21 protein-coding genes are annotated in these 20,010 nt (G+C 65.5%); 13 read left to right on the forward strand and 8 right to left on the reverse strand.

All coding sequences use genetic code 11. The annotated features are described in order from the left end of the window. Positions 1–83: 83 nt before the first annotated feature. The 4 genes from nikR to AB4Z10_RS09840 form a co-directional block, all read right to left on the reverse strand. Positions 84–521, reverse strand: a complete 438-nt coding sequence (gene nikR / locus AB4Z10_RS09825) for a nickel-responsive transcriptional regulator NikR (RefSeq protein WP_441470208.1) — start codon at positions 519–521, stop codon at positions 84–86. Positions 522–624: 103 nt separating this feature from the next. Then, a complete protein-coding gene (locus tag AB4Z10_RS09830; RefSeq protein ID WP_441470209.1) occupies positions 625–1,320 on the reverse strand; it encodes an urease accessory protein UreF in 696 nt (231 codons plus the stop codon). Positions 1,321–1,323: 3 nt separating this feature from the next. Further along, entirely contained in the window at positions 1,324–1,974 is a 651-nt protein-coding gene (ureG, locus tag AB4Z10_RS09835; RefSeq protein WP_441470210.1) for an urease accessory protein UreG, read from the reverse strand. A 42-nt stretch (positions 1,975–2,016) separates the two neighbouring features. Next, positions 2,017–2,553 carry an urease accessory protein UreE gene (locus tag AB4Z10_RS09840; RefSeq protein ID WP_441470211.1) on the reverse strand — a complete coding sequence of 179 codons (537 nt, stop codon included), beginning with the start codon at positions 2,551–2,553 and terminating at the stop codon, positions 2,017–2,019. A gap of 262 nt (positions 2,554–2,815) precedes the next feature. Here AB4Z10_RS09840 and AB4Z10_RS09845 point away from each other — a divergent pair, with 262 nt between their 5' ends. The 9 genes from AB4Z10_RS09845 to AB4Z10_RS09885 all read left to right on the forward strand — a co-directional run bounded on the left by AB4Z10_RS09845 (position 2,816) and on the right by AB4Z10_RS09885 (position 12,108). After that, positions 2,816–3,796, forward strand: a complete 981-nt coding sequence (locus AB4Z10_RS09845) for an urease accessory protein UreD (protein WP_441470212.1) — start codon at positions 2,816–2,818, stop codon at positions 3,794–3,796. A gap of 29 nt (positions 3,797–3,825) precedes the next feature. Then, entirely contained in the window at positions 3,826–4,128 is a 303-nt protein-coding gene (gene ureA / locus AB4Z10_RS09850) for an urease subunit gamma (RefSeq protein ID WP_441470213.1), read from the forward strand. A 9-nt stretch (positions 4,129–4,137) separates the two neighbouring features. Next, complete coding sequence (locus tag AB4Z10_RS09855) at positions 4,138–4,449, forward strand: urease subunit beta (RefSeq protein ID WP_441470214.1); 312 nt, start codon at positions 4,138–4,140, stop codon at positions 4,447–4,449. 1 nt (position 4,450) lies between these two features. After that, positions 4,451–6,154 (forward strand): urease subunit alpha, encoded by a 1,704-nt coding sequence (gene ureC / locus AB4Z10_RS09860; protein ID WP_441470215.1) that lies wholly within the window; start codon positions 4,451–4,453, stop codon positions 6,152–6,154. Between the two features lie 750 nt (positions 6,155–6,904). Then, positions 6,905–8,284 (forward strand): L-serine ammonia-lyase, encoded by a 1,380-nt coding sequence (locus tag AB4Z10_RS09865; protein WP_441470216.1) that lies wholly within the window; start codon positions 6,905–6,907, stop codon positions 8,282–8,284. A 74-nt stretch (positions 8,285–8,358) separates the two neighbouring features. After that, positions 8,359–9,405, forward strand: a complete 1,047-nt coding sequence (ltaE, locus tag AB4Z10_RS09870) for a low-specificity L-threonine aldolase (protein WP_441470217.1) — start codon at positions 8,359–8,361, stop codon at positions 9,403–9,405. 176 nt (positions 9,406–9,581) lie between these two features. Next, on the forward strand, positions 9,582–11,021 hold the full coding sequence (locus AB4Z10_RS09875; RefSeq protein ID WP_441470218.1) for an FAD-binding oxidoreductase: 1,440 nt from the start codon (positions 9,582–9,584) through the stop codon (positions 11,019–11,021). A gap of 233 nt (positions 11,022–11,254) precedes the next feature. Then, positions 11,255–11,740 (forward strand): transporter substrate-binding domain-containing protein, encoded by a 486-nt coding sequence (locus tag AB4Z10_RS09880; protein WP_441470219.1) that lies wholly within the window; start codon positions 11,255–11,257, stop codon positions 11,738–11,740. A 44-nt stretch (positions 11,741–11,784) separates the two neighbouring features. Then, the gene (locus tag AB4Z10_RS09885; RefSeq protein WP_441470220.1) at positions 11,785–12,108 is read left to right on the forward strand and encodes a type 2 periplasmic-binding domain-containing protein; all 324 of its coding nucleotides are present in this window, start codon (positions 11,785–11,787) and stop codon (positions 12,106–12,108) included. A 121-nt stretch (positions 12,109–12,229) separates the two neighbouring features. Here AB4Z10_RS09885 and AB4Z10_RS09890 read toward each other — a convergent pair whose 3' ends face one another. From AB4Z10_RS09890 to AB4Z10_RS09905, 4 genes are all read right to left on the reverse strand, one after another. After that, entirely contained in the window at positions 12,230–12,979 is a 750-nt protein-coding gene (locus AB4Z10_RS09890; RefSeq protein ID WP_441470221.1) for an SDR family NAD(P)-dependent oxidoreductase, read from the reverse strand. Between the two features lie 275 nt (positions 12,980–13,254). Continuing rightward, complete coding sequence (locus tag AB4Z10_RS09895) at positions 13,255–13,521, reverse strand: tautomerase family protein (RefSeq protein ID WP_441470222.1); 267 nt, start codon at positions 13,519–13,521, stop codon at positions 13,255–13,257. Positions 13,522–13,550: 29 nt separating this feature from the next. Further along, positions 13,551–14,261 carry an SDR family NAD(P)-dependent oxidoreductase gene (locus AB4Z10_RS09900; RefSeq protein ID WP_441470223.1) on the reverse strand — a complete coding sequence of 237 codons (711 nt, stop codon included), beginning with the start codon at positions 14,259–14,261 and terminating at the stop codon, positions 13,551–13,553. A gap of 145 nt (positions 14,262–14,406) precedes the next feature. Further along, positions 14,407–15,342: a LysR family transcriptional regulator gene (locus AB4Z10_RS09905; protein ID WP_441470224.1), complete on the reverse strand. Its 936-nt coding sequence runs from the start codon at positions 15,340–15,342 to the stop codon at positions 14,407–14,409. Between the two features lie 386 nt (positions 15,343–15,728). Between AB4Z10_RS09905 and AB4Z10_RS09910 the strand changes: the two genes are divergently transcribed. The 4 genes from AB4Z10_RS09910 (at position 15,729) to AB4Z10_RS09925 (ending at position 19,994) form a co-directional block, all read left to right on the forward strand. Next, on the forward strand, positions 15,729–16,784 hold the full coding sequence (locus AB4Z10_RS09910) for an NAD(P)H-dependent flavin oxidoreductase (RefSeq protein WP_441470225.1): 1,056 nt from the start codon (positions 15,729–15,731) through the stop codon (positions 16,782–16,784). A gap of 298 nt (positions 16,785–17,082) precedes the next feature. Further along, on the forward strand, positions 17,083–17,739 hold the full coding sequence (locus AB4Z10_RS09915) for a VOC family protein (RefSeq protein ID WP_441470226.1): 657 nt from the start codon (positions 17,083–17,085) through the stop codon (positions 17,737–17,739). A 93-nt stretch (positions 17,740–17,832) separates the two neighbouring features. Then, positions 17,833–19,212: an FAD-containing oxidoreductase gene (locus tag AB4Z10_RS09920; RefSeq protein ID WP_441470227.1), complete on the forward strand. Its 1,380-nt coding sequence runs from the start codon at positions 17,833–17,835 to the stop codon at positions 19,210–19,212. Positions 19,213–19,322: 110 nt separating this feature from the next. After that, entirely contained in the window at positions 19,323–19,994 is a 672-nt protein-coding gene (locus AB4Z10_RS09925; RefSeq protein ID WP_441470228.1) for a DUF1684 domain-containing protein, read from the forward strand. Positions 19,995–20,010 lie beyond the last annotated feature (16 nt).

The following is a 20,010-nucleotide window of genomic DNA, read 5'->3' on the forward strand; positions in this document are numbered from 1 at the left end:
TATGAGGTTTTGATAGAAAACTCATACGATATGCGCGGAAGGCTGTATCGCCGAAATGTTGAGCAGCGGAGCGCCCGAAATGCTCAGTGATCGTGCTCGTGCGGACGCTTGTCGTCGGCCGCGGTCGCATCGGGCACGATCTGAAGATGGCCATGCCGGACGCCGCGCTGGCTGGTGACGCTGTCGGCGAAGGCGCGGACCTCGCCGCTGGAACCGCGGAGCACCGAGACTTCCAGGCATTCATGCCGGTCGAGATGAACATGCAGGGTCGCGACCGAGAGATCATGATGGTCGTGCTGCTGGTTCGTCAGCCGGCGTGCGAGATCTCGCGTCTCGTGATCGAAAACGTAGGCAAGCGTCGCGAAGCAGGGTGCGTCGGGATCGGCGTTGGCCTCCACGCGGGCCGCCTGTCGCAGAATGTCCCTGATCGCCTCGGAACGGCTGCCATAGCCTTTCGAGGCGCTCAGCGTATCGACGAATGCGAGCAGATCCGCATCGATGGTAATCGTGATCCGTTCCACCTTCACCCCAATTCTGACCCAGCGGATCGGCTGCAAAGTAGAGCGAGCACCGGGCAATTGCGAGACGCAGATCGTTCGCGTCAGACGCCTGTCTTGCCGTGCGCTAGGATTGAAACAGGCGGCTATACTGCGTCTCGTGCCAGGCACTTGCCATGGCCAAGGCCGGGGACAGGCTGCCGACCTCGTCGTCGCTGAGCGATCGGGCGCGGGTGCCCGCCTGCTCGATCGCATCGACGGCCTCGACGAGGATGCGCTGTCCCGCGGTATGGCCGAGCGGGACCAGCCGGATCGCCGCGTTCACCTGTCCCTCGACATAGACCCACAGCAATCCGCTCAGCGCCGCAGCAGGAGCGATGCGCCAATGATGGGCGGCCAGCGCAAAAGCGCCCGAAAAGGTCAGTTCGCCGTCGCGATGGGACAAGGCGGCGGGAACCTCGAGATCGACGAGGAGGCGCAGGAGCGCTTCGCCCAGGCGTCTGTCCTCCAGTTGGAATTCGCGGCTTTCTCGCCCCGCCGCGAGCCAGGCATTCGCCGCGCGGAAGCTTTCCTGGTCGGCGGCTTCCAGAGCATTCGCCATGCGCCAGAACAGGGCGCCGTCCAGCTGCGCGACATTCGTCCGAAGCGTGCCGAGAATCCAGTCGCGCGCCGTTGCCTCGTTCAGGACCCAACCGGCCTGAACGGCCGCCTCAAGGCCGCGGGAATAGGAGAAGCCGCCGACGGGCAGGCCCTGACTGACCAGGCGCAGCAAGTGCAGCGGTATCGTATCCTGGCGGGCTGGTGAAGTTGGATCCGTGTCCATCGATCAGGCTTCTGCCAAGCCATGCTCCTTGCCACGGCTTTCCGACAGGCCGCCATATTCGACGATGAAGTCGATGACGTCTTCGAGCCCCTTGCCGCGGGAGAGGTCGGTGAAGCCGAAGGGGCGCGTGCCACGCATCCGCGCCGCGTCCGCTTGCATCACGTCCAGGTCGACATTCACATAAGGCGCGAGGTCGCTCTTGTTGATGATCAGGAAGTCGGAGCGCGTGATCCCCGGCCCGCCCTTGCGGGGGATCTCCTCACCCTGGCAAACCGAGATGACATACAGCGTCAGGTCGGCAAGATCGGGTGAGAAGGTCGCCGCCAGATTGTCCCCGCCGGATTCGATGAAGACGATATCGAGACCGGGAATCCTCCGGTTGATCTCGGCAATCGCCTGCAGGTTGATCGAAGCGTCTTCGCGGATCGCGGTATGCGGGCAGCCGCCGGTTTCGACGCCGACGATCCGATCTTCCGGCAGCGCCTGCCGGCGCGCCAGGATCATCGCATCTTCCTTGGTGTAGATGTCGTTGGTGATGACGGCGATGGAGAACTCCTCCCGCATCGCCTTGCACAATTTCTCCGTCAGCATCGTCTTGCCCGACCCGACGGGGCCGCCGATACCGACGCGGAGGGGGCCGTTCTTGGATGTCATCGGTGCAAATGCCTCGGCTTGCGGGATCGGCGCTCCACGGCTTCAGCCGTGATGGCGACCTTGCTCCCCGTGAGTATGGGGATGGGAATGGTGCTCGCCATCCCCATGATGATGCCCCGAACCGCCATGCGAGTGGCCGTGACCGGAATAGGCGCCGCGAACCGGATTGAACTCCGCCACGATCTCCTCGACCCTGGCGCCAAGTCCCTCGAGCATCGCCTTGATGACATGATCGCGCAGGATCAGGATTCGGTCCGCCTCGATGGCCGCGGCGAGGTGACGGTTGCCGATATGCCAGGCGAGCTCCGTGACATGGACGGGATCTTGGCCGCGGATGGCGTAAAGGGGCTCGCTCGCGGCCGCGATCTCGATGCAGCCGCTTCCTTCCAGCAGCAACTCGTCACCGGCCGTCAGCACGACCGTCTCGGAGAGATCGACCTGGATCTTCCGGCCATCGACCAGTTCGATCGCCCGGCGACGCAGGTGACGCTCGTCGTGCTGAAGGACCGCCCTGCCAAGCACCGGCTCATGGCTCGTCCCCATCTGCGATGCGCGCCTGACGGCTACCGCTTTCAACATTCGACATCCCGCCCTGGCTGATGTGGTGCCCGGCCTTCAGCGAAACGACAGGAGGGGCTCCAGTGACGCTTCCGCAATGAAGGCTCGCTAGGAGTTAACGCAAAGAGCGCAGCTGCACTAGTATCCAGTCGGGAACCATTTCGATGCTCGACGGAGCGGCAGTCAGCCAGCGTGAAGTAGACTGTATTGAAATGGGGCTGTGGGCAATTTTTGAGCTATCTGACCGCCGATTGCCGCTTTTATTTGCTGCGCTGCCGAAGCCATGCGACGCAACCCGGCTTCAATTGAGCTTGTTTTTGATCCAAAACACTTGAACGATTTGGCTGAAGAGCGGTTCATGAATGCGACCATGGCAGTTCCGCATTCGGAAGCTGCGCGGTTACCTGCCGATATGAACGAGCGTGCACGCTATGTCGCGCAGCCGAGCCATTGGCTTGCCGAGCTGGAGTTGTGGTTCGCGTCGAATGCCGGCAAGAGCCGCCTCATGCGCCGCCGCCATCTCGGCCCGCTCGTCGTGCAGCGCCCCTTCCATCCGGAAAAGGATGGAACCTGCCATGTCTATCTGCTGCATCCGCCGGGTGGCGTTGCGGGCGGCGACAGGCTCGACCTGCGTTTTCATCTCGATGCCGAAGCGCGCGTGGTGCTGACGACGCCCGGTGCGACGAAATTCTACCGCAGCGACCAGGACAGCAGCACGCAGTCGACCTCCATCGAGGCCGGGGCCGGGGCGGTCTGCGAATACCTGCCGCAGGAAACGATCCTTTTCGATGGTGCCGATGCCTGCATCGAGACCAAGGTGTCGCTCGCGGCCGACGCCACCTATGTCGGGTGGGACTTTCTCTGCCTGGGCCGTCCTGCCGCCGATGAGCGTTTCGAGACGGGAAGACTCAGGCAACGCGTCGAGATCACGCGGGACGGCAAGCCGATCTGGTTCGAGCGGATCGAACTCGCCGGCGGATCCGCCCTCCTCCGCGCAGCATTTGCGCTGGCCGGGCAGCCGACATGGGGCACGATGGTCTATGCCGGGGCAGTTCCTAACGACGCGGCGGAGCAGGTACAGGCCGCCATCGGCGAAAGCGCCCCGGGCACCTTTTCAGTCAGCCAGCTCGAACAGGTGGTGGTGTGCCGCTACCTCGGGCCGCGGGTCGCGGACGGCAAGGCGCTGTTCGTCCGTGCATGGGATAGGCTGCGGACGCTGGGCCAAGGCAAGGCCGCGAGCGCGCCGCGCATCTGGGCAACCTAGACACTCTAGCCGCTGAGCGAGGGAAGGCGATGGAACTTCTTCCACGTGAAAAAGATAAGCTCCTCCTCTTCACGGCAGCGTTGCTGGCGGAACGAAGGAAGGCGCGCGGGATCAAGCTGAACTATCCCGAAGCGGTTGCCTATATTTCGGCGGCCATCCTCGAAGGCGCGCGGGAAGGCCGCACGGTGGCGGATCTGATGTCCTATGGCGCGACCCTGTTGACGCGCGAGGACGTGATGGAGGGCGTGCCGGAGATGATCCACGACGTCCAGGTCGAGGCCACCTTCCCGGACGGAACCAAGCTGGTCACCGTCCACAGCCCCATTCCGTGAGGTTGCGACATGATCCCAGGTGAATTCTTCATCGAGGACGGCGAGATCGAGCTCAATGCCGGGCGCGAAACCCGGTCGATCGACGTCGCCAATTCCGGCGACCGGCCGATCCAGGTCGGTTCGCACTATCATTTCTACGAGACCAATGCGGCGCTGCACTTCGACCGCGAGGCGGCGAGAGGCTTCCGGCTCGACATTCCCGCCGGGACGGCCGTGCGCTTCGAGCCCGGACAACTGCGGACGGTCCGGCTCGTCGCGCTCGCCGGCGACCGGATCGTCTACGGCTTCAACGCCAGGGTCATGGGAAAGCTGGAGGCCTGAGATGGTGCGCATCACCCGCGAAAACTACGCGTCCCTCTACGGCCCGACCAAGGGCGATCGCATCCGCCTCGCCGACACCGAATTGGTGATCGAGATCGAGGAAGACCGCACCGTCTATGGCGACGAAGTCACCTTCGGCGGCGGCAAGGTCATCCGCGACGGCATGGGCCAGGGCCAGCGCAATGCCGCCGAGGTCGTGGACCTCGTGATTACCAACGCGGTCATCCTCGACCATTGGGGGATCGTGAAGGCGGATGTCGGCATCAAGGACGGGCGCATCGCCGCGATCGGCAAGGCTGGCAATCCCGACATCCAGCCCGGCGTCGACATCGTCATCGGCCCGGGCACCGACGTCATCGCGGGCGAAGGCAAGATTCTGACCGCGGGCGGCATCGACAGCCATATCCATTTCATCGCGCCGCAGCAGGCGGACGAGGCGCTCAACAGTGGCACGACCACGCTGGTCGGCGGCGGCACGGGGCCTTCCGTCGGCACGCTCGCCACCACCGTTACACCGGGGCCCTGGTACATCCACCGCATGCTGGAGGCGATCGAGGACCTGCCAGTCAATGTGGGCCTGCTCGGCAAGGGCAACGCCAGCCTGCCGGAGCCGCTGCGCGAGCAGGTTCGGGCCGGCGTCATCGGCCTCAAGCTGCACGAGGACTGGGGCACGACCCCGGCCGCGATCGACAACTGCCTGACGGTTGCCGACGAGATGGACGTCCAGGTCGCGCTGCATTCGGACACGCTGAACGAGAGCGGCTTCGTCGCCGATACCTTCGCGGCGATGAAGGGCCGCGCCATCCACTCCTTCCATACGGAAGGTGCCGGTGGCGGCCATGCACCGGACATCATCACCGCGGCGGGGCAGGAGAACATCCTTCCGTCCTCGACCAACCCGACCCGCCCCTACACGATCAACACCATCGACGAGCATCTCGACATGCTGATGGTGTGCCACCATCTCAGCCCGCAGATTCCGGAGGATGTCGCCTTCGCCGAGTCGCGCATCCGCAAGGAGACGATCGCGGCGGAGGATATCCTCCACGATCTCGGCGCCTTCTCGATGATGTCGTCGGACTCGCAGGCCATGGGCCGCATCGGCGAGACGACGCTTCGCTGCTGGCAGACTGCGCACAAGATGAAGGTTCAGCGGGGACCGCTGCCCGAGGACAGCGAGCGCAACGACAATTTCCGGTGCAAGCGCTATGTCGCCAAATACACGATCAATCCCGCGATCACGCATGGCTTCGCCCATGAGGTCGGCTCGGTCGAAATCGGCAAGCGTGCCGACCTCGTGCTCTGGAAGCCGGCCTTCTTCGGCGTCAAGCCATCGCTGGTCCTGATCGGTGGCATGATCGCCACCGCGCCGATGGGAGACCCGAACGCCTCGATCTCGACGCCGCAGCCGGTGCATTACCGGCCGATGTTCGGCATCCTCGGCCGGGCGCGCGGCAAGACCGGGGTCACCTTCGTCTCGCAGGCGGCACTCGACGACAAGATCGGCGACAAGCTCAATCTGCAGAAGCAGTTGGTGGCGGTGAAAGGCACGCGCGGCGTCCGCAAGAAGGACATGATCCACAATTCGCTGACGCCGAAGATCGAGGTTGATCCGCAGAACTATCAGGTGCGCATCGACGGTGAGCTCATCACCTGCGAGCCGGCGGCTTCGCTTCCCATGGCCCAACGCTACTTCCTGTTCTGAAGTCCCCACGGGCTCGGCATGGCCGCCTGGCCGTGCCAAGCCGGGCCCCGAAGCCGCGTTGAACCTCCCGCGTCCCTCCCCGGCAGGACCATTCAGCCGCCCTGCGCTGCAATCAGCCCGACTTTCGCCCGCGCTCGTTTTCGGAAGGAAGGCGCGCATATTCCTGCATCTACGGCGTGATGTGCCTGCTGGCTGCGGTCGTCGAGCCGCATCCCGATTGGATGGGAGTGTTCCCGCATGCCGAGAGCGTCGAACGGTCGATCCGGCGCCGGACGGTGTCGTTCGTCCGCCGCGCCGAGGAAGAGCGGACGATACCGCGTTCGATCCATGACGACCCCACCGAAAGGGACACCCCGATCGCTTCGTCTGCAGCGAACAGCCGTGCATTGACGGCCAAAGGCGAACGGCCGCTTCTGCAATTCCAGAGCATGCGCCGATCAGATCGCGGTCCGATCCGATTGGATTCCGCGTTCTCTATGGATCATGGCCGTTTCGAACGCGATCGGCATCTCCAACGACATTCGCCGCTGCGTCAGCACCGAACTCACCGGCGCCGGATACGACGTCAGGCGTTCGGCCCAGACATTCCCTTTCGCCGCACTCCATGCGATCGGGATTGTCGATGGGACGTGTTCGGGTGGAGCCGATCCACAGCGCGACGGTATGGCGATCGCTGTCTGAGGTTAGGCGACGGCCGCGGATCCTCGTTCGCGCGCATCGCGCAAGATCGAGTTCGACAGGAGTCGCAGAATGTTCCTGAGCGTTTTCGACGTCTTCAAGATCGGCATCGGCCCCTCGTCTTCGCATACGATGGGGCCGATGACGGCTGCGGGGCATTTCTTGGACCTCCTGCGCCGATGCCCCGCTCGTGGTCGCGCGGCGGCAGTCGGGGCGACGCTGTACGGCTCGCTCGCATTCACGGGAAAGGGCCATGCCACGGACCGTGCCGTGACGCTCGGCCTTCTCGGCTGGACGCCGGCCGAGTTCGATTTCGACGCGGCGGAGCGTCAGTTCGAGGCACTCGGTCGCAGTCATCTCCTGCACCTCGAGGGACTGCCGCCGCTCGCGTTCGATCCAGCCACCGACATCGTCTTCGACTACGGGCCGCCCTTGCCCGGTCATGCAAACGGGCTCGTTCTGTCTGCTCGCGATTCCACCGGGGCGGTGGTGTTGAGCGAGACCTACTATTCGATCGGCGGCGGCTTTGTGGTGACGGCACAGGAGCGCGAGGCGCCGCCGTCCGCGACGGAGGCGGCATCCTGGCCCTATCCCTTCGCGAACGCGGCGACGATGCTGCGCATGGCGCAAGAGAGCGGGCTGTCCATCGCGGAGATGAAGCGCGCGAACGAGATCCACCTCCAGCCGCCCGAAGAGGTCGAACGCGGTCTCGCCCGCCTCTGGTCGGTCATGAATGGGTGCATCGAACGCGGCCTGAACCAGGACGGCGAACTGCCGGGCGGGCTGCGCGTGCGGCGGAGAGCGGCGAGAATTCATCGGCAGCTCATTGCCGAGCGGCAGGCCAATCGCTCCCAGCCTCACGCGGCCGCGGACTGGCTCAGCGTCTACGCAATGGCCGTGAACGAAGAGAATGCAGCCGGCGGCAGGGTGGTGACCTCCCCGACCAACGGCGCCGCAGGCGTCGTGCCCGCGGTGCTGCGCTATTATCTGGATCATTGCATCGGGGCGGAACCCGAGAAGATCACCGATTTCCTGCTCACGGCTGCGGCCATCGGCGGATTGATCAAGCACAACGCTTCGATCTCCGGAGCCGAGGCAGGTTGCCAGGGCGAAGTCGGTTCCGCAGCCGCGATGGCAGCCGCCGGCTTCTGCGGCGTGCTGGGTGGATCGCCGGCACAGATCGAGAATGCCGCGGAGATCGCCCTCGAACACCATCTCGGCATGACCTGCGATCCTGCGGCGGGCCTCGTCCAGGTGCCGTGCATCGAACGCAACGGAATAGGCGCCATCAAGGCCGTCGCGGCGGCATCGCTCGCCCTGCGCGGCGACGGCTCGCATTTCATGCCGCTCGACAACTGCATCGAGGCCATGCGGCAGACAGGCGAAGCCATGAACGAGCGTTTCAAGGAAACCAGCCTCGGCGGCTTGGCGGTCAATTTGCCCGAATGTTGAGCCGCGTCTTTTCGCATACCGCCCGCAGCGGGGCCCTCGCTGCGGCAAACTCACAGTCAAAAAGGATCTGATCGATGCTGGTGGATGACTTCCGTTCGGATACGGTCACGCGCCCCGACAAGGGGATGCGTGCTGCCATGGCTGCGGCTGAGGTTGGCGACGCCGTCTATGACGACTGCCCGACCACCAAGCGCCTGGAGGCCATGACCGCCGAGCGATTGGGGAAGGAAGCCGCCCTCTTCTTCCCCACCGGCACGCAGGCCAACCTCGCCGGGCTGATGGCCCATTGCGGCCGCGGCGAGGAGTATCTCGTCGGCCAGATGGCCCACACCTATCGGCTGGAAGGCGGCGGCGCGGCCGTGCTGGGCTCGATCCAGCCGCAGCCCCTGCCTAACGAGCCGGACGGAACGATCGCGCTGGAGGCCATCGCCAACGCGATCAAGCCGAACGACTTTCACTTCGCGATCACCCGGCTGCTGGCGCTGGAGAACACCTTCAACGGCCTCGTCCTGCCCGATGCCTATCTGGAGGCTGCGACAGGGCTCGCCCGCTCGCGCGGCCTTGCGACCCATCTCGACGGCGCCCGCCTGATGAACGCGGCCGCGGCGAGCAACCGCGATGCCGCCTGGATCGCCGGGCAGTTCGACACCGTGTCCCTGTGCCTTTCCAAGGGCCTGGGAGCGCCGATCGGCTCCATCCTCGTCGGCCCGAAGGAGTTCATCGAAAAGGCCCGCCGGATCCGGAAGATGCTGGGCGGCGGCATGCGCCAGACCGGCGTGATCGCTGCGGCCGCGATCTACGCGCTGGAGCACAACGTCACACGGCTCAGCGAAGATCATCGGCGCGCCGCGGATCTCGCGGCGGTGCTCGCGCATTTCCCCGACCTTGGCGCAGGATCGGCACGCACGAACATGGTGTTCATGACGCCCAAGGGGCTCGACGTCGGCGCCTTCGTCGAGTTTCTGCGCAGTCGCGGTATCGCGGTCAGCGGGCGCTACGGAACGCTGCGCTGGGTCACCCATCTGGACGTCGATGACGAATCCGTAGGGCGCGTCGCCGAGGCCTGCGAGCTCTTCTTCGACAGGCTGAAGCTCACTTCCGACTCCAGATTACACGCTTAACTCTCTGTAAAAGATAAGTTTTTGTGATTTCTGAAGCGGAGTCTATGGAGATCGTCGGTTGTCGCTTTGCAGCTCGCGGCTGTGTGAGCTGCATCACGGAGAGGAGCCACGAATGGACGCACATTCCCGATAGCCGGGGGGCCGAAACCTAGTGCACCCGCTCGGGAGGAGCCATCATGCCTGCATACAGCCTCACGACGCTGACGGCCGGAAAGACGAGCATCGCTACCTCGGTCATCGAAACGCTTGCCGCGCAACTGAGCGGCAGCATCCTCGACACGAGCGACGCAGGCTACGATGACGCGCGCGCAATCTGGAACGGGATGATCGATCGCAGACCCGGGCTGATCATACGCTGTATGTCCGCCGCCGATGTCGTCAGCGCGGTTCGCTTTGCGCGCGACAACGGCCTGCTCGTCTCGGTGCGGGGCGGTGGCCATGGCATCGCCGGGAATGCCGTCTGCGATGGCGGCCTGATGATCGATCTTTCGCAGATGAAATCAGTCCGCGTCGATGCGGCGGCACAGCGTGCCTGGGTCGAACCGGGTGCAACCCTTGCCGATGTCGACAAGGAGACGCAGGCCGCCGGGCTGATCGTGCCGACGGGCATCAATTCGACCACAGGTATCGCCGGGCTGACGCTGGGAGGCGGCTTCGGCTGGATCACGCGGAAGTTTGGCCTGACCCTGGACAACCTCGTGTCGGTGGAGATCGTTACTGCCGATGGCGAACTCCGGCGGGCCAGCGCGACGGAGGATCCGGACCTGTTCTGGGCTCTTCGCGGCGGCGGCGGCAATTTCGGCGTCGTGACGGGGTTCGAGTTCCGGCTTCACAGGTTTGGCCCCAACGTCCTTTCCGGCCTCGTCGTGCATCCGCTCGACGATGCCGAGCTGGTCCTGAAGAACTACCGCGCGGCGCTCGAAACCGCCCCCGACGAGCTGACTTGCTGGGCTGTGATACGGCAGGCACCGCCTCTCCCGTTTCTGCCGGCGGAATGGCACGGCAAGGAAGTTCTGATCCTCGCGATGTGCTACTGCGGCGACATCGCCGAGGGCGAAAAGGCGACTGCCAGGCTGCGCTCGATCGGGATGCCGATCGCCGATGTGGTGGGAGCCGCCCCCTTCACCGCATGGCAGCAGGCGTTCGATCCCCTGCTCACACTGGGCGCCCGCAACTACTGGAAAAGCCACGATTTCACCGATCTCTCGGATGCGGCTATCGAAATCCTGATCCGTGCGGCGCGCCAGCTGCCGGGCCCGGAGTGCGAGATCTTCATCGCTCATGTCGGCGGCGCGGCAGGCCGCGTAGCCGCCGCCTCCACGGCGTTTCCCCAGCGCAGCTCGCATTTCGTGATGAACGTCCATGCGCGATGGCGTGAACAGAGCATGGATCGGGCCTGCATCGGCTGGGCGCGAGACCTATTCGAAACCGCGAGACCGCTTTCTGCCGGGACGGCCTATATCAATTTCATGCCGGCCGACGAGGCGGATCGTGTCCAGGAGGCTTACGGAGCCAGCTATCATCGCCTCGCCATGCTGAAGCAGCGTTACGATCCGTCGAACCTGTTCCGCATGAATCAGAATGTGACGCCGATGACGAGTACAAAAGCTGCCTGAGCCTGGAGCATTTCCGCGTTTCTCCGAAACGTGGAAATGCTTCATCACTTTATTTCGCGGCATTCTTGCGCGGACCGGCGTCCGCTTCGCTCGCAAACGCTCTGGTCGCGCGTGCCGAACGGCCGCGCGCCGGAGGTCGCGATCGCGTCGATACGCAAGCGTCGCAAGCCTCTGCCGCCAGAAACGACGTTCTTCGATTTATCCTGCCGGCCTAGTGTGCGCATACTTGCCAGATGACGGGGGCGATTATGCGGGCGTTTTTGATCGCGTTTCTTTGCACGGCGATATCGACGGCAAGCGCGGCGGCTGACACCCTGGCACGGGCTCGCGAGACCGGTACATTGCGGCTTGGCTTCCGGGCCGATGCGCCGCCCTACTCCTATCGGACGACCAGGGGGGAGCCATCCGGATACATTGTCGACCTCTGCCGCGAAGTCGCTGCCGGCGTGAAGAAGACGCAAGCCATCCCTGCCCTCAAAATTGAATATGTCGAGGTCTCCTCAGCGGATCGCCTGGAAGCGCTGCGTGATGGCAAGATCGATCTTCTGTGCGACCCGACTTCGATGACGATGTCGCGCCGCGCAATCGTCGATTTTTCGCTCCCGACCTTCATTGACGGCGCCGGGGTTCTCCACCGGAGCAGCGAAATCGTCCGCCTCGAGGATCTGCGCGGCAAGAAGATCGGCGTATTGCGGGCACGACGACAGAGGAAGTCCTGAAGGCGACTTTGGCGCAACTCGGAATCCAGGCCGAGATCATTCCGATGCCGACTCATCCGGACGGTGTGCGGAGCCTATCCGCGGGAAGGGTCGACGCCTATTTCGCCGATCGCGGGATCCTCAGCTACCATCTGCTGAACAGCCCGAACCGCTCCGGCATGAAGCTCTCCGACCAGTATTTCACGTTCGAGACCTACGCGCTGGCTCTGCCGCGTGGCGACGAAAAGCTGCGTTTGCTCGTCGACGCCACGCTTGCGGAGCTCTATCGCACGGATCGTGTGAAGGAGATCTATGCCCGTAGCTTTGGAAGCTTCCCGCCCGATCAGTTCACGCGCGCCCTCTTCGTGATCAACGGCGTGCCGAAATGAGCGCGGATTGAAGAACTTTACATCTGCGGACGTCGCGCGTCCGCTAGCGGGCAACGATCCAGCGCTCGCGCTTGGCGCGGTTGCTGCGCGCCAAGGTCATAGCCGCGACGACGGGCGGAGGTCAGGGTCCGACAAGTTGGCCGCCGTCGACCACGATGCTTTGGCCGGTGACCCAGCTGGCCTTGCCCGAAGCGAGGAAAAGCACGACCTCGGCGACCTCCTCGGGCTTGCCCATCCGTCCGAAGGGGATATTGGCCAGCGTCGCCCGGTAGAGCTCGGGGTTGGACGTCTTGCGATTTTCCCACGAGCCGCCCGGGAACTCGATCGAGCCCGGCGCGACGCAGTTCACCCGGATGCCCTTCCGCGACAGCATCTTCGCCTGACTTGCCGTGTAGTGCATGACGGCCGCCTTGATGGCGCCGTAAGGCGCCGAACGCGAGGAGGCCCGCAGGGCTGAGATCGACGAGATGTTCACGATCGACGAGCCCGGTTCCATATGCGGGATTGCCGCATGGCTGCCCCGTACAACGGCCATCATGTCGACGCTGAGCGAGGCCGCCCAGCCCTCCTCGTCATCCGATTGGCCGAAGCCGGAGGCATTGTTGACGAGGACATCCAGCCCTCCGAGAGCCTTCACCGCCTCGGGCACATAGGTCGCAATCGCATCCGCGTCAGCAAGGTCGACGCTGGCCGCATGAGCTGTGACGCCGAGCGCCTCAATCTCCCGGCGCGTCGCCTCGAGCGGTCCCGCGCCCCGCGCACAGATGGAAACGGATGCGCCGCCCGCCGCGAAGCCAAGCGCGATGGAGCGTCCGATGCCACGGCTGCCGCCCATCACGATCACTCGCTTGCCGGTGAATTCCTTGGCCATGCGGGCACTCCCCTTCCGACTGCGTCTTGGCGCCCTTATTGCTGCGGTCACAGGCTCGGTTTCAAGACCCGTCAACGCGCGGGCAGGGTTGCGCAACCGGCGGGCGAGGATGGCCGGGCTCCCGCCGGTTTGACGGCAGATGAGGCCACCGGACCAAACGCGGGCTCTCGAGAAGGACCGCGCCTGGCGCCCTCACCTGCGTAATCGCCACCTCGGCGCCGGGCAGATCGAACGACCGGGACTGGCCAGCCCCGGTCATGGCAGTCCTTTGGATATCACGCGGATTGCCGGCCTGAGCTTGCTGCGGCGGACTCATTTGCCGCTCGTCGCCTGCGGTATTCCGGGACAGGCAGGCCACCCCAGCCCCAGTTGTCGAGATCGACTTCCTCGATCACCACGAAGGTGGAGTCGAGCGGCTTGCTCAGCACGTCGAGCAGGAGCCGGCTGACGCCGGCGATGAGCTTGGCCTTCTCCTCGGCGGTTGCCGCGGTACGGCCAGGGCCGGAGCCCTCCCGCGTGACCTGGATGGTGACGATCGGCATGAAAGCCTCCTTCTGGTTCGGCTTGCGCTTTAGTGGCCGGCGCTCTGTCCGCCATCGACATGCAGGATCTCGCCCGTGACGAACGGGGCGCTCTCCAGGAACAGCACGGCGTCGACGATGTCCTTGATTTCGCCCATGCGCTTGACCGGGTGGAGATTGGCCAGGAACTCGTGCGTCTGCGGCGCGTGCATCGGCGTCTTGATCACGCCCGGCGAGACCGCGTTCACGCGGATGCCGCTCTGGGCGTATTCGATCGCGAGCGCCTTGGTCGCCGAATTGATGCCGCCCTTGGTCAGATTGGCGAGTACGGTGGGGACGCCGGCGATCGCGTGGTCGGACAGGCTCGTGGTGATGCTGACGATGTGGCCCGAGCCCTGCGTCAGCATCGCCCCCGCGGTCTTCTGGGTGATGTGGAAGAAACCGGCGAGGTTGGTCGCGATCTTGCCGGCAAAGTCTTCGGCCGTGTAATCGGTGAAGGGCTTGGCGATGAAGATGCCGGCATTGTTCACCAGCGTGTCGATCCGTCCAAAGCGGGCGAGTGCTTCGCGGACGACCGCTTCGGCCGTCGCGGGATCGGCGATATCGCCGGGAACCGCGAGAATGTCGAGGTCAGTGCCCTGCTTGATGGAGCGCGAGGTCGCGACGACGCGATAGTTGCGATCGCGGAAACCCTTGACCAGCGCGGCGCCGATGCCCTGCGAAGCACCGGTGATGATCGCCACCTTCCGTTCGTTGCTCATGATGATCCTCGTCTCTTCGACAGCGCGCGGAATGCACGCCGCCTGGCCGGCTCGGCCTGGTGACCACCATTTTGGGAATTTCATCGTTCGACTGAATGYGCGACGCTCGGCAGTCATTCTTCCATGAATCGGAAGAATGATGGTCTCAGCGCTGCATCGCCACCGACTCGGCCGAAAGCCGGGCGAAGTCCGCGCGCAGCCGGGGCACCGCGAAGTCGAGGAACGCCCTGACCTTCGGCACGCTCGAACGCCCCTGCGGCAGCACCAGATTGACTGGGCGTGCCGGTGGCTCGGCGTCCCGCAGCAGGAGCTGGAGCGATCCATCCTGCACGCGCTCGGCGACGTGATAGGTGAGGAGGCGGGTGACGCCCAGCCCGCCGACGGCCGCGCCGAGCGCCGCCCGCACGCTGTTGACGATGAGTCGCGGCTTGAACTGGACGGAGCGGGGAACCGAGCCGCCCTTCGCGGGCGGGAAGACCCAGGCGTCGCGCCCGAAATCGGTGCAGGCGACGATGCTGTGCCTGCTGAGATCGCCGGGCTCGGCGATGCGCGGGTGCTGGCTGAGATAGCGCGGCGAGGCCACGATCACCGGCCTGACGCCGCCGCCGATGCGGATCGCCGTCATCGCGGAATCCGGCAGCTCCAGGATTCGCAGGGCGATGTCGATCCCCTCCTCGATCAAGTTCGCGCCCCGCACGAGCAGGACGAGATTGACCGAGACGGTCGGGTAGGCCTCGACGAAGGCGTCGATGATGGGCCGCAGGATCTCCTCGCCGCTGATCGGCGGCGCCGTGATGGTCAGGGTGCCATGCGGCGCGACGCGCTCGCCGGCCGCCACGGCTTCGGCTTCCTGCAATTCGGTGAGGACGCGGCGGCACGCGGTGGCATAGCGCTCGCCGATCTCGCTCAGTCTGATCGCCCGGGTGGTACGGTGGAGCAGCGTCGCGTCGACCTGCTGCTCGAGGAAGGCGATCGCCCGACTCACAGCTGCCGGAGACCGCCCGAGCTGGCGCCCCGCCCCGGCGAGGCTCCCCTCGTCCAAGGCGGCTATGAACACCTTCATCGCGTCGATGCGATCCATGCAGTGCCAGTAGCCTCGTAACGCCCAACCTTCGCGGTTTCAGCAGCTTGTCAAGCGCGGAGCCTCGGCGACCGGATGGCACACTTGCCCTCGTCGACGCGCGCAGCCGGTATCAGCCGGGCGCGACATCCGGGTCGTCTCGTCAGAGCCATGCGCATCAGTGCAATGGGATCCAGAGCGGCCGCCGCCTAAGGGCTTTCGTTCCTCTTCTCGTTCAGCGGCGGAAGCTACCGGCTGCTGTTCGTGATCGGCGCCGCAGCGATGATCCTGGCTTTGACGATCGACCTCGTCGCAAACCGATCGCCAAAGAGCTCCCAGCGGAGGCCTATCGCGGCTAAGCTCCGTCCCGCCCGCCAACAACCGGGCACCAATCGAAGAGGTTCACCGTGAACGCGACAGGAAACACGAGACTCCTGGATCTCCTGGGCATCGATCTGCCGATCATCCAGGGCCCGATGGCTCTCGCGACGACACCGGAGATGGTCATCGCCGTGAGCGAGGCCGGGGGGCTCGGCTCGCTGGCGGGCGCGCAATACAACGAGGCGGGCCTCAGGGCCGCGCTCGACAAGGTGCGGGCCGGCACGCGCCGGCCGATCAATGTCAACTTCTTCTGCCACACGCCCCCGAGCGACGATCCGGCACGGCAGGCAGCCTGGCTCGCACGGCTGTCCGGCTATTACGCCGAGGCCGGCCTCGATCCGGACATGCCGAAGACGCCGAGCGGCCGCACGCCCTTCGACGCAACCCTCGCGACTGTCATCGAGGATTATCGGCCCGAGGTCGTCAGCTTTCATTTCGGCCTGCCCGCTCCCGAATTGTTCGAGCGGGTGAAGCGCGCCGGCGCCAAGGTGATCGCCTCCGCCACCACCGTGCCCGAGGCGCGCTGGTTGGCCGAACACGGCGTCGACGCCGTCATCGCCATGGGCGCCGAAGCCGGCGGCCATCGCGGCACTTTCCTGACCGACCGGATCTCCGAGCAGGTTGGCACCTTCGCGCTGGTGCCGCAAATCGTCGACGCCGTCTCCGTCCCGGTCATCGCGGCCGGCGGCATCACGGACAGACGCGGCGTCAGAGCCGCTTTCGCACTTGGCGCCGCTGCCGTCCAGGTCGGCACCGCCTATCTGTTCACGCCCGAGGCGAACATCTCGCCGATCTACCGCAAGGCGCTCGGCATGAGCGAGCGGCCGACCGCGATCACCAACCTGTTCACCGGCCGGCCGGCGCGCGGCATCGTCAACCGCGTGATGTCGGAACTCGGACCGCTGTCGGAGCTGTCGCCGGCCTTTCCGACCGCCGGCACGGCGCTGGGGCCGCTACGCAGCGCGGCCGAGGCGGCAGGTCGCGACGACTTCACCCTGCTTTGGGCCGGCCAAGCCTTCCCGCTCGCAAGGCCGATGTCGTCCGCCGCTCTGACACGGATGCTGGCGGGCCTGGACTCCTGACGGTGTCAGCCGGGGCCAAGGGCGCAGAGCTGTGTCGGATCAGGCGGATATCGACATCGATGTTGCGGCGGATCGCCCTTGAATAGGGGCGGATCTCATGCGCATCATCGACGATCGCCTGCCGAGGCGGTGTGGGCGAAGCCGGGACTTCGCTCATCCTGCTGTGTCCATGCCATCCTCATGGCAATCAATACGCAGCTGAAAAACCGCTTCGCATTGCAGCTGCCGACATGACCCGGCCCCGGCCGATATGAGCACAGGACCACTTTCAGGACATTCGCAAAGCGAGGAGTCCGATATGAGCGACACTCAGGAACATAGCGAAACTGCGGGTGGAGCGGCCAAGGTGCCGGGCGTCGACCTGAAGCTCGAGGTCGTCGCCATTCCCGTCGCGGATGTCGATCGTGCGAAACGGTTCTATAGCGGATTGGGCTGGCGGCTGGATGCCGACTTCCCGGTTGGTGCCAGCTTCCGCGTCGTCCAGTTTACGCCGCCAGGCTCGCCCGCCTCGATCCATTTCGGCACCGGCATCACCTCGGCTGCGCCCGGCTCGGCCAGCGGTCTTTATCTCGTCGTCTCCGATATCGAGGCCGCGCGCACCGAACTCGTCAAGGGCGGCGCCGAGGTCAGTGAGGTATTCCATCGGACGGGGCCGGGCCAGCCGGCACTCAGCGGCCGGGATCCGCAGGGGCGCAGCTATCTTTCATACGCGACCTTCACCGACCCGGACGGCAATGGCTGGCTGCTGCAGGAGATCACCCAGCGCTTCCCCGGACGCGTGGACAGCGGCAACACCGCATTCGCGTCGTCGGACGACCTCGCTGCCGCGCTCAAACGCGCCGCCGCCGCGCATGGCGAGCACGAAAAGCGCACCGGCGAGCACGACGAGAACTGGCCGGAATGGTATGCCGACTTCATGGTAGCCGAGCAGAGCGGCGCGCCATTGCCGAGCTGACCGGCACCGGCGCGGCGAACCGCTGGCGCAACGAGACGTCCGCCGACAGCCACGACCGTAGTTCCCGTCCCAGCACGGATGGAGGCCCACGCCATGGAGCTCAGCTTCGACGCCATCATCATCGGGGCCGGACAGGCTGGCCCTTCTCTCGCGGGGCGGCTGACCGCTTCAGGGATGAAGGTGGCCTTCGCAGAGCGTCACCTGTTCGGCGGGACCTGCGTCAATACCGGCTGCATGCCGACCAAGACGCTGGTGGCAAGCGCCTATGCCGCGCATCAGGCCCGTCGCGGCGCCGAGTACGGGGTCGGGATCGACAGCCCGATCCGCATCGACATGGAGCGGGTCTCGGCCCGCGCCAACACCGTCGCGACCAATGCCCGCACGGGTGTCGAGAGCTGGCTGCGAGGGATGGAGGGTTTGACCGTCTTTCTTGGGCATGCGCGTTTCGAAGGCCCTGACCGCGTCCGCATTGGAGAGACCCTGCTGAGCGCGCCGCGCATTTTCATCGATGTCGGCGGGCGCGCGAGCGTGCCGGACATGCCGGGCATCGCCGAGGTCGACTACCTGACGAACACCTCCATTCTCCGGCTCGACACCGTGCCGAAGCACCTGGTCGTCGTGGGCGGGAGTTACATCGGGCTCGAATTCGCGCAGATGTATCGCCGCTTCGGCGCGCAGGTCACTGTCGTCGAGAAGGGGCCGCGGCTGATAGCCCGTGAAGACGAGGACGTCTCCGAGGCTATCCGGGAGCTCCTGACGGAGGAAGGGATAGCGGTTCGCACGAACGCGACCTGCATCGCGTTCAAGCCGCAGCAGGACGGCGTGGCTGTCGGCGTCGACTGCACCTCCGGTGATCCTGAGGTGGTCGGCTCGCACGTCCTGCTGGCGGTGGGACGCCGGCCGAACACCGATGATCTCGGCCTCGACCAGGCCGGCGTCGCGACGGACGCCCGCGGCTACGTCACCGTGGACGATGGCCTCGCCACCTCCGTTCCCGGCATCTGGGCGCTGGGCGATTGCAACGGTCGCGGCGCCTTCACCCACACCGCCTATAACGACTTCGAGATCGTCGCCGCCAATCTCCTGGACGGCGCGAGCCGCCGCGTCAGCGACCGCATCCCCGCCTATGCGCTCTATATCGACCCGCCGCTCGGCCGAGTCGGGATGACCGAGACCGAGGCCCGCAAGAGCGGGCGACCCCTGCTGGTCTCGAAGCGACCGATGACGCGGGTAGGCCGCGCCGTCGAACGGGCCGAGACCAAGGGTTTCATGAAGGTCGTGGCCGATGCCGATACCAAGCGGATCCTCGGCGCCGCGATCCTCGGCGTCAGCGGTGACGAAGCGATCCACGGCGTCCTCGACACGATGAATGCCGACGCCCCCTACCCGACCCTGCAATGGGCCGTGCCGATCCACCCGACTGTCTCGGAGCTGATCCCGACCGTGCTCGGAGATCTCCGGCCGGTCGCGTGAGCCAAGTACCCACTGACATGATGTGACGCTGAGTCATCGCTTCTGTGATCCGCCCATGGCGGCAGATCGGCCGGGGCGGCCGCAGCGGTCCTAACGAGGAAGGTATCTCGATGGCCGAAGCATTCCAGGAACCGGGTCGTCTCAGGTCAACGACCGGCTCGCTGCAGCATTTCTCCAGCCTGCACGATTGGCGGCGGCAGGTCGCCGATCTCTATGCGACGATCCGCTCCATGCCGGGGCACGAAGGATGGGAGCTTTGGCGCAGCACGCGCGAGCGGCTGTTTCGCGAGCACGTGCAGTCGCCGCTTCCGCCGGAACGACGCGCCCGCTTCGGCGGTATCGATTGCTTCCCCTACGATCCGGCACTCCGCTTCGATGTCGGTCTGCAGAGCGTCGGCCCTCGCGAGGCGATCGATATCAGCCTCGGCGAGGATGAGGCGGTCCGGCTCGTCCCGTTCGCGCTCACCGATGGGCTCGGCGCCGCGCTCGGCAAGGAACTCACGCTGTACTGGATCACCGGCTATGGCGGCGGCGTCTTCCTGCCCTTCGGCGACCTGACCAACCGCGACGAGACCTATCCCGCCGGGCGCTATCTCCTCGACACGATCAAGAGCGCCGATCTCGGCACGAGCGGTGACGGCCGGCTGATCCTCGACTTCAACTTCGCCTACTTCCCATCCTGCGCCCATTCCGACGCCTGGGTCTGCCCGCTTTCGCCAGCCGAGAATCGCCTGCCGAAAGCGGTCCGAGGCGGCGAACGGAACCCGCTGCCCACCGGATAGTTCGAGCATGAGCCGA

The organism is Allobosea sp. RAF48 (assembly GCF_052114025.1).
Lineage (GTDB): Bacteria > Pseudomonadota > Alphaproteobacteria > Rhizobiales > Beijerinckiaceae > Allobosea.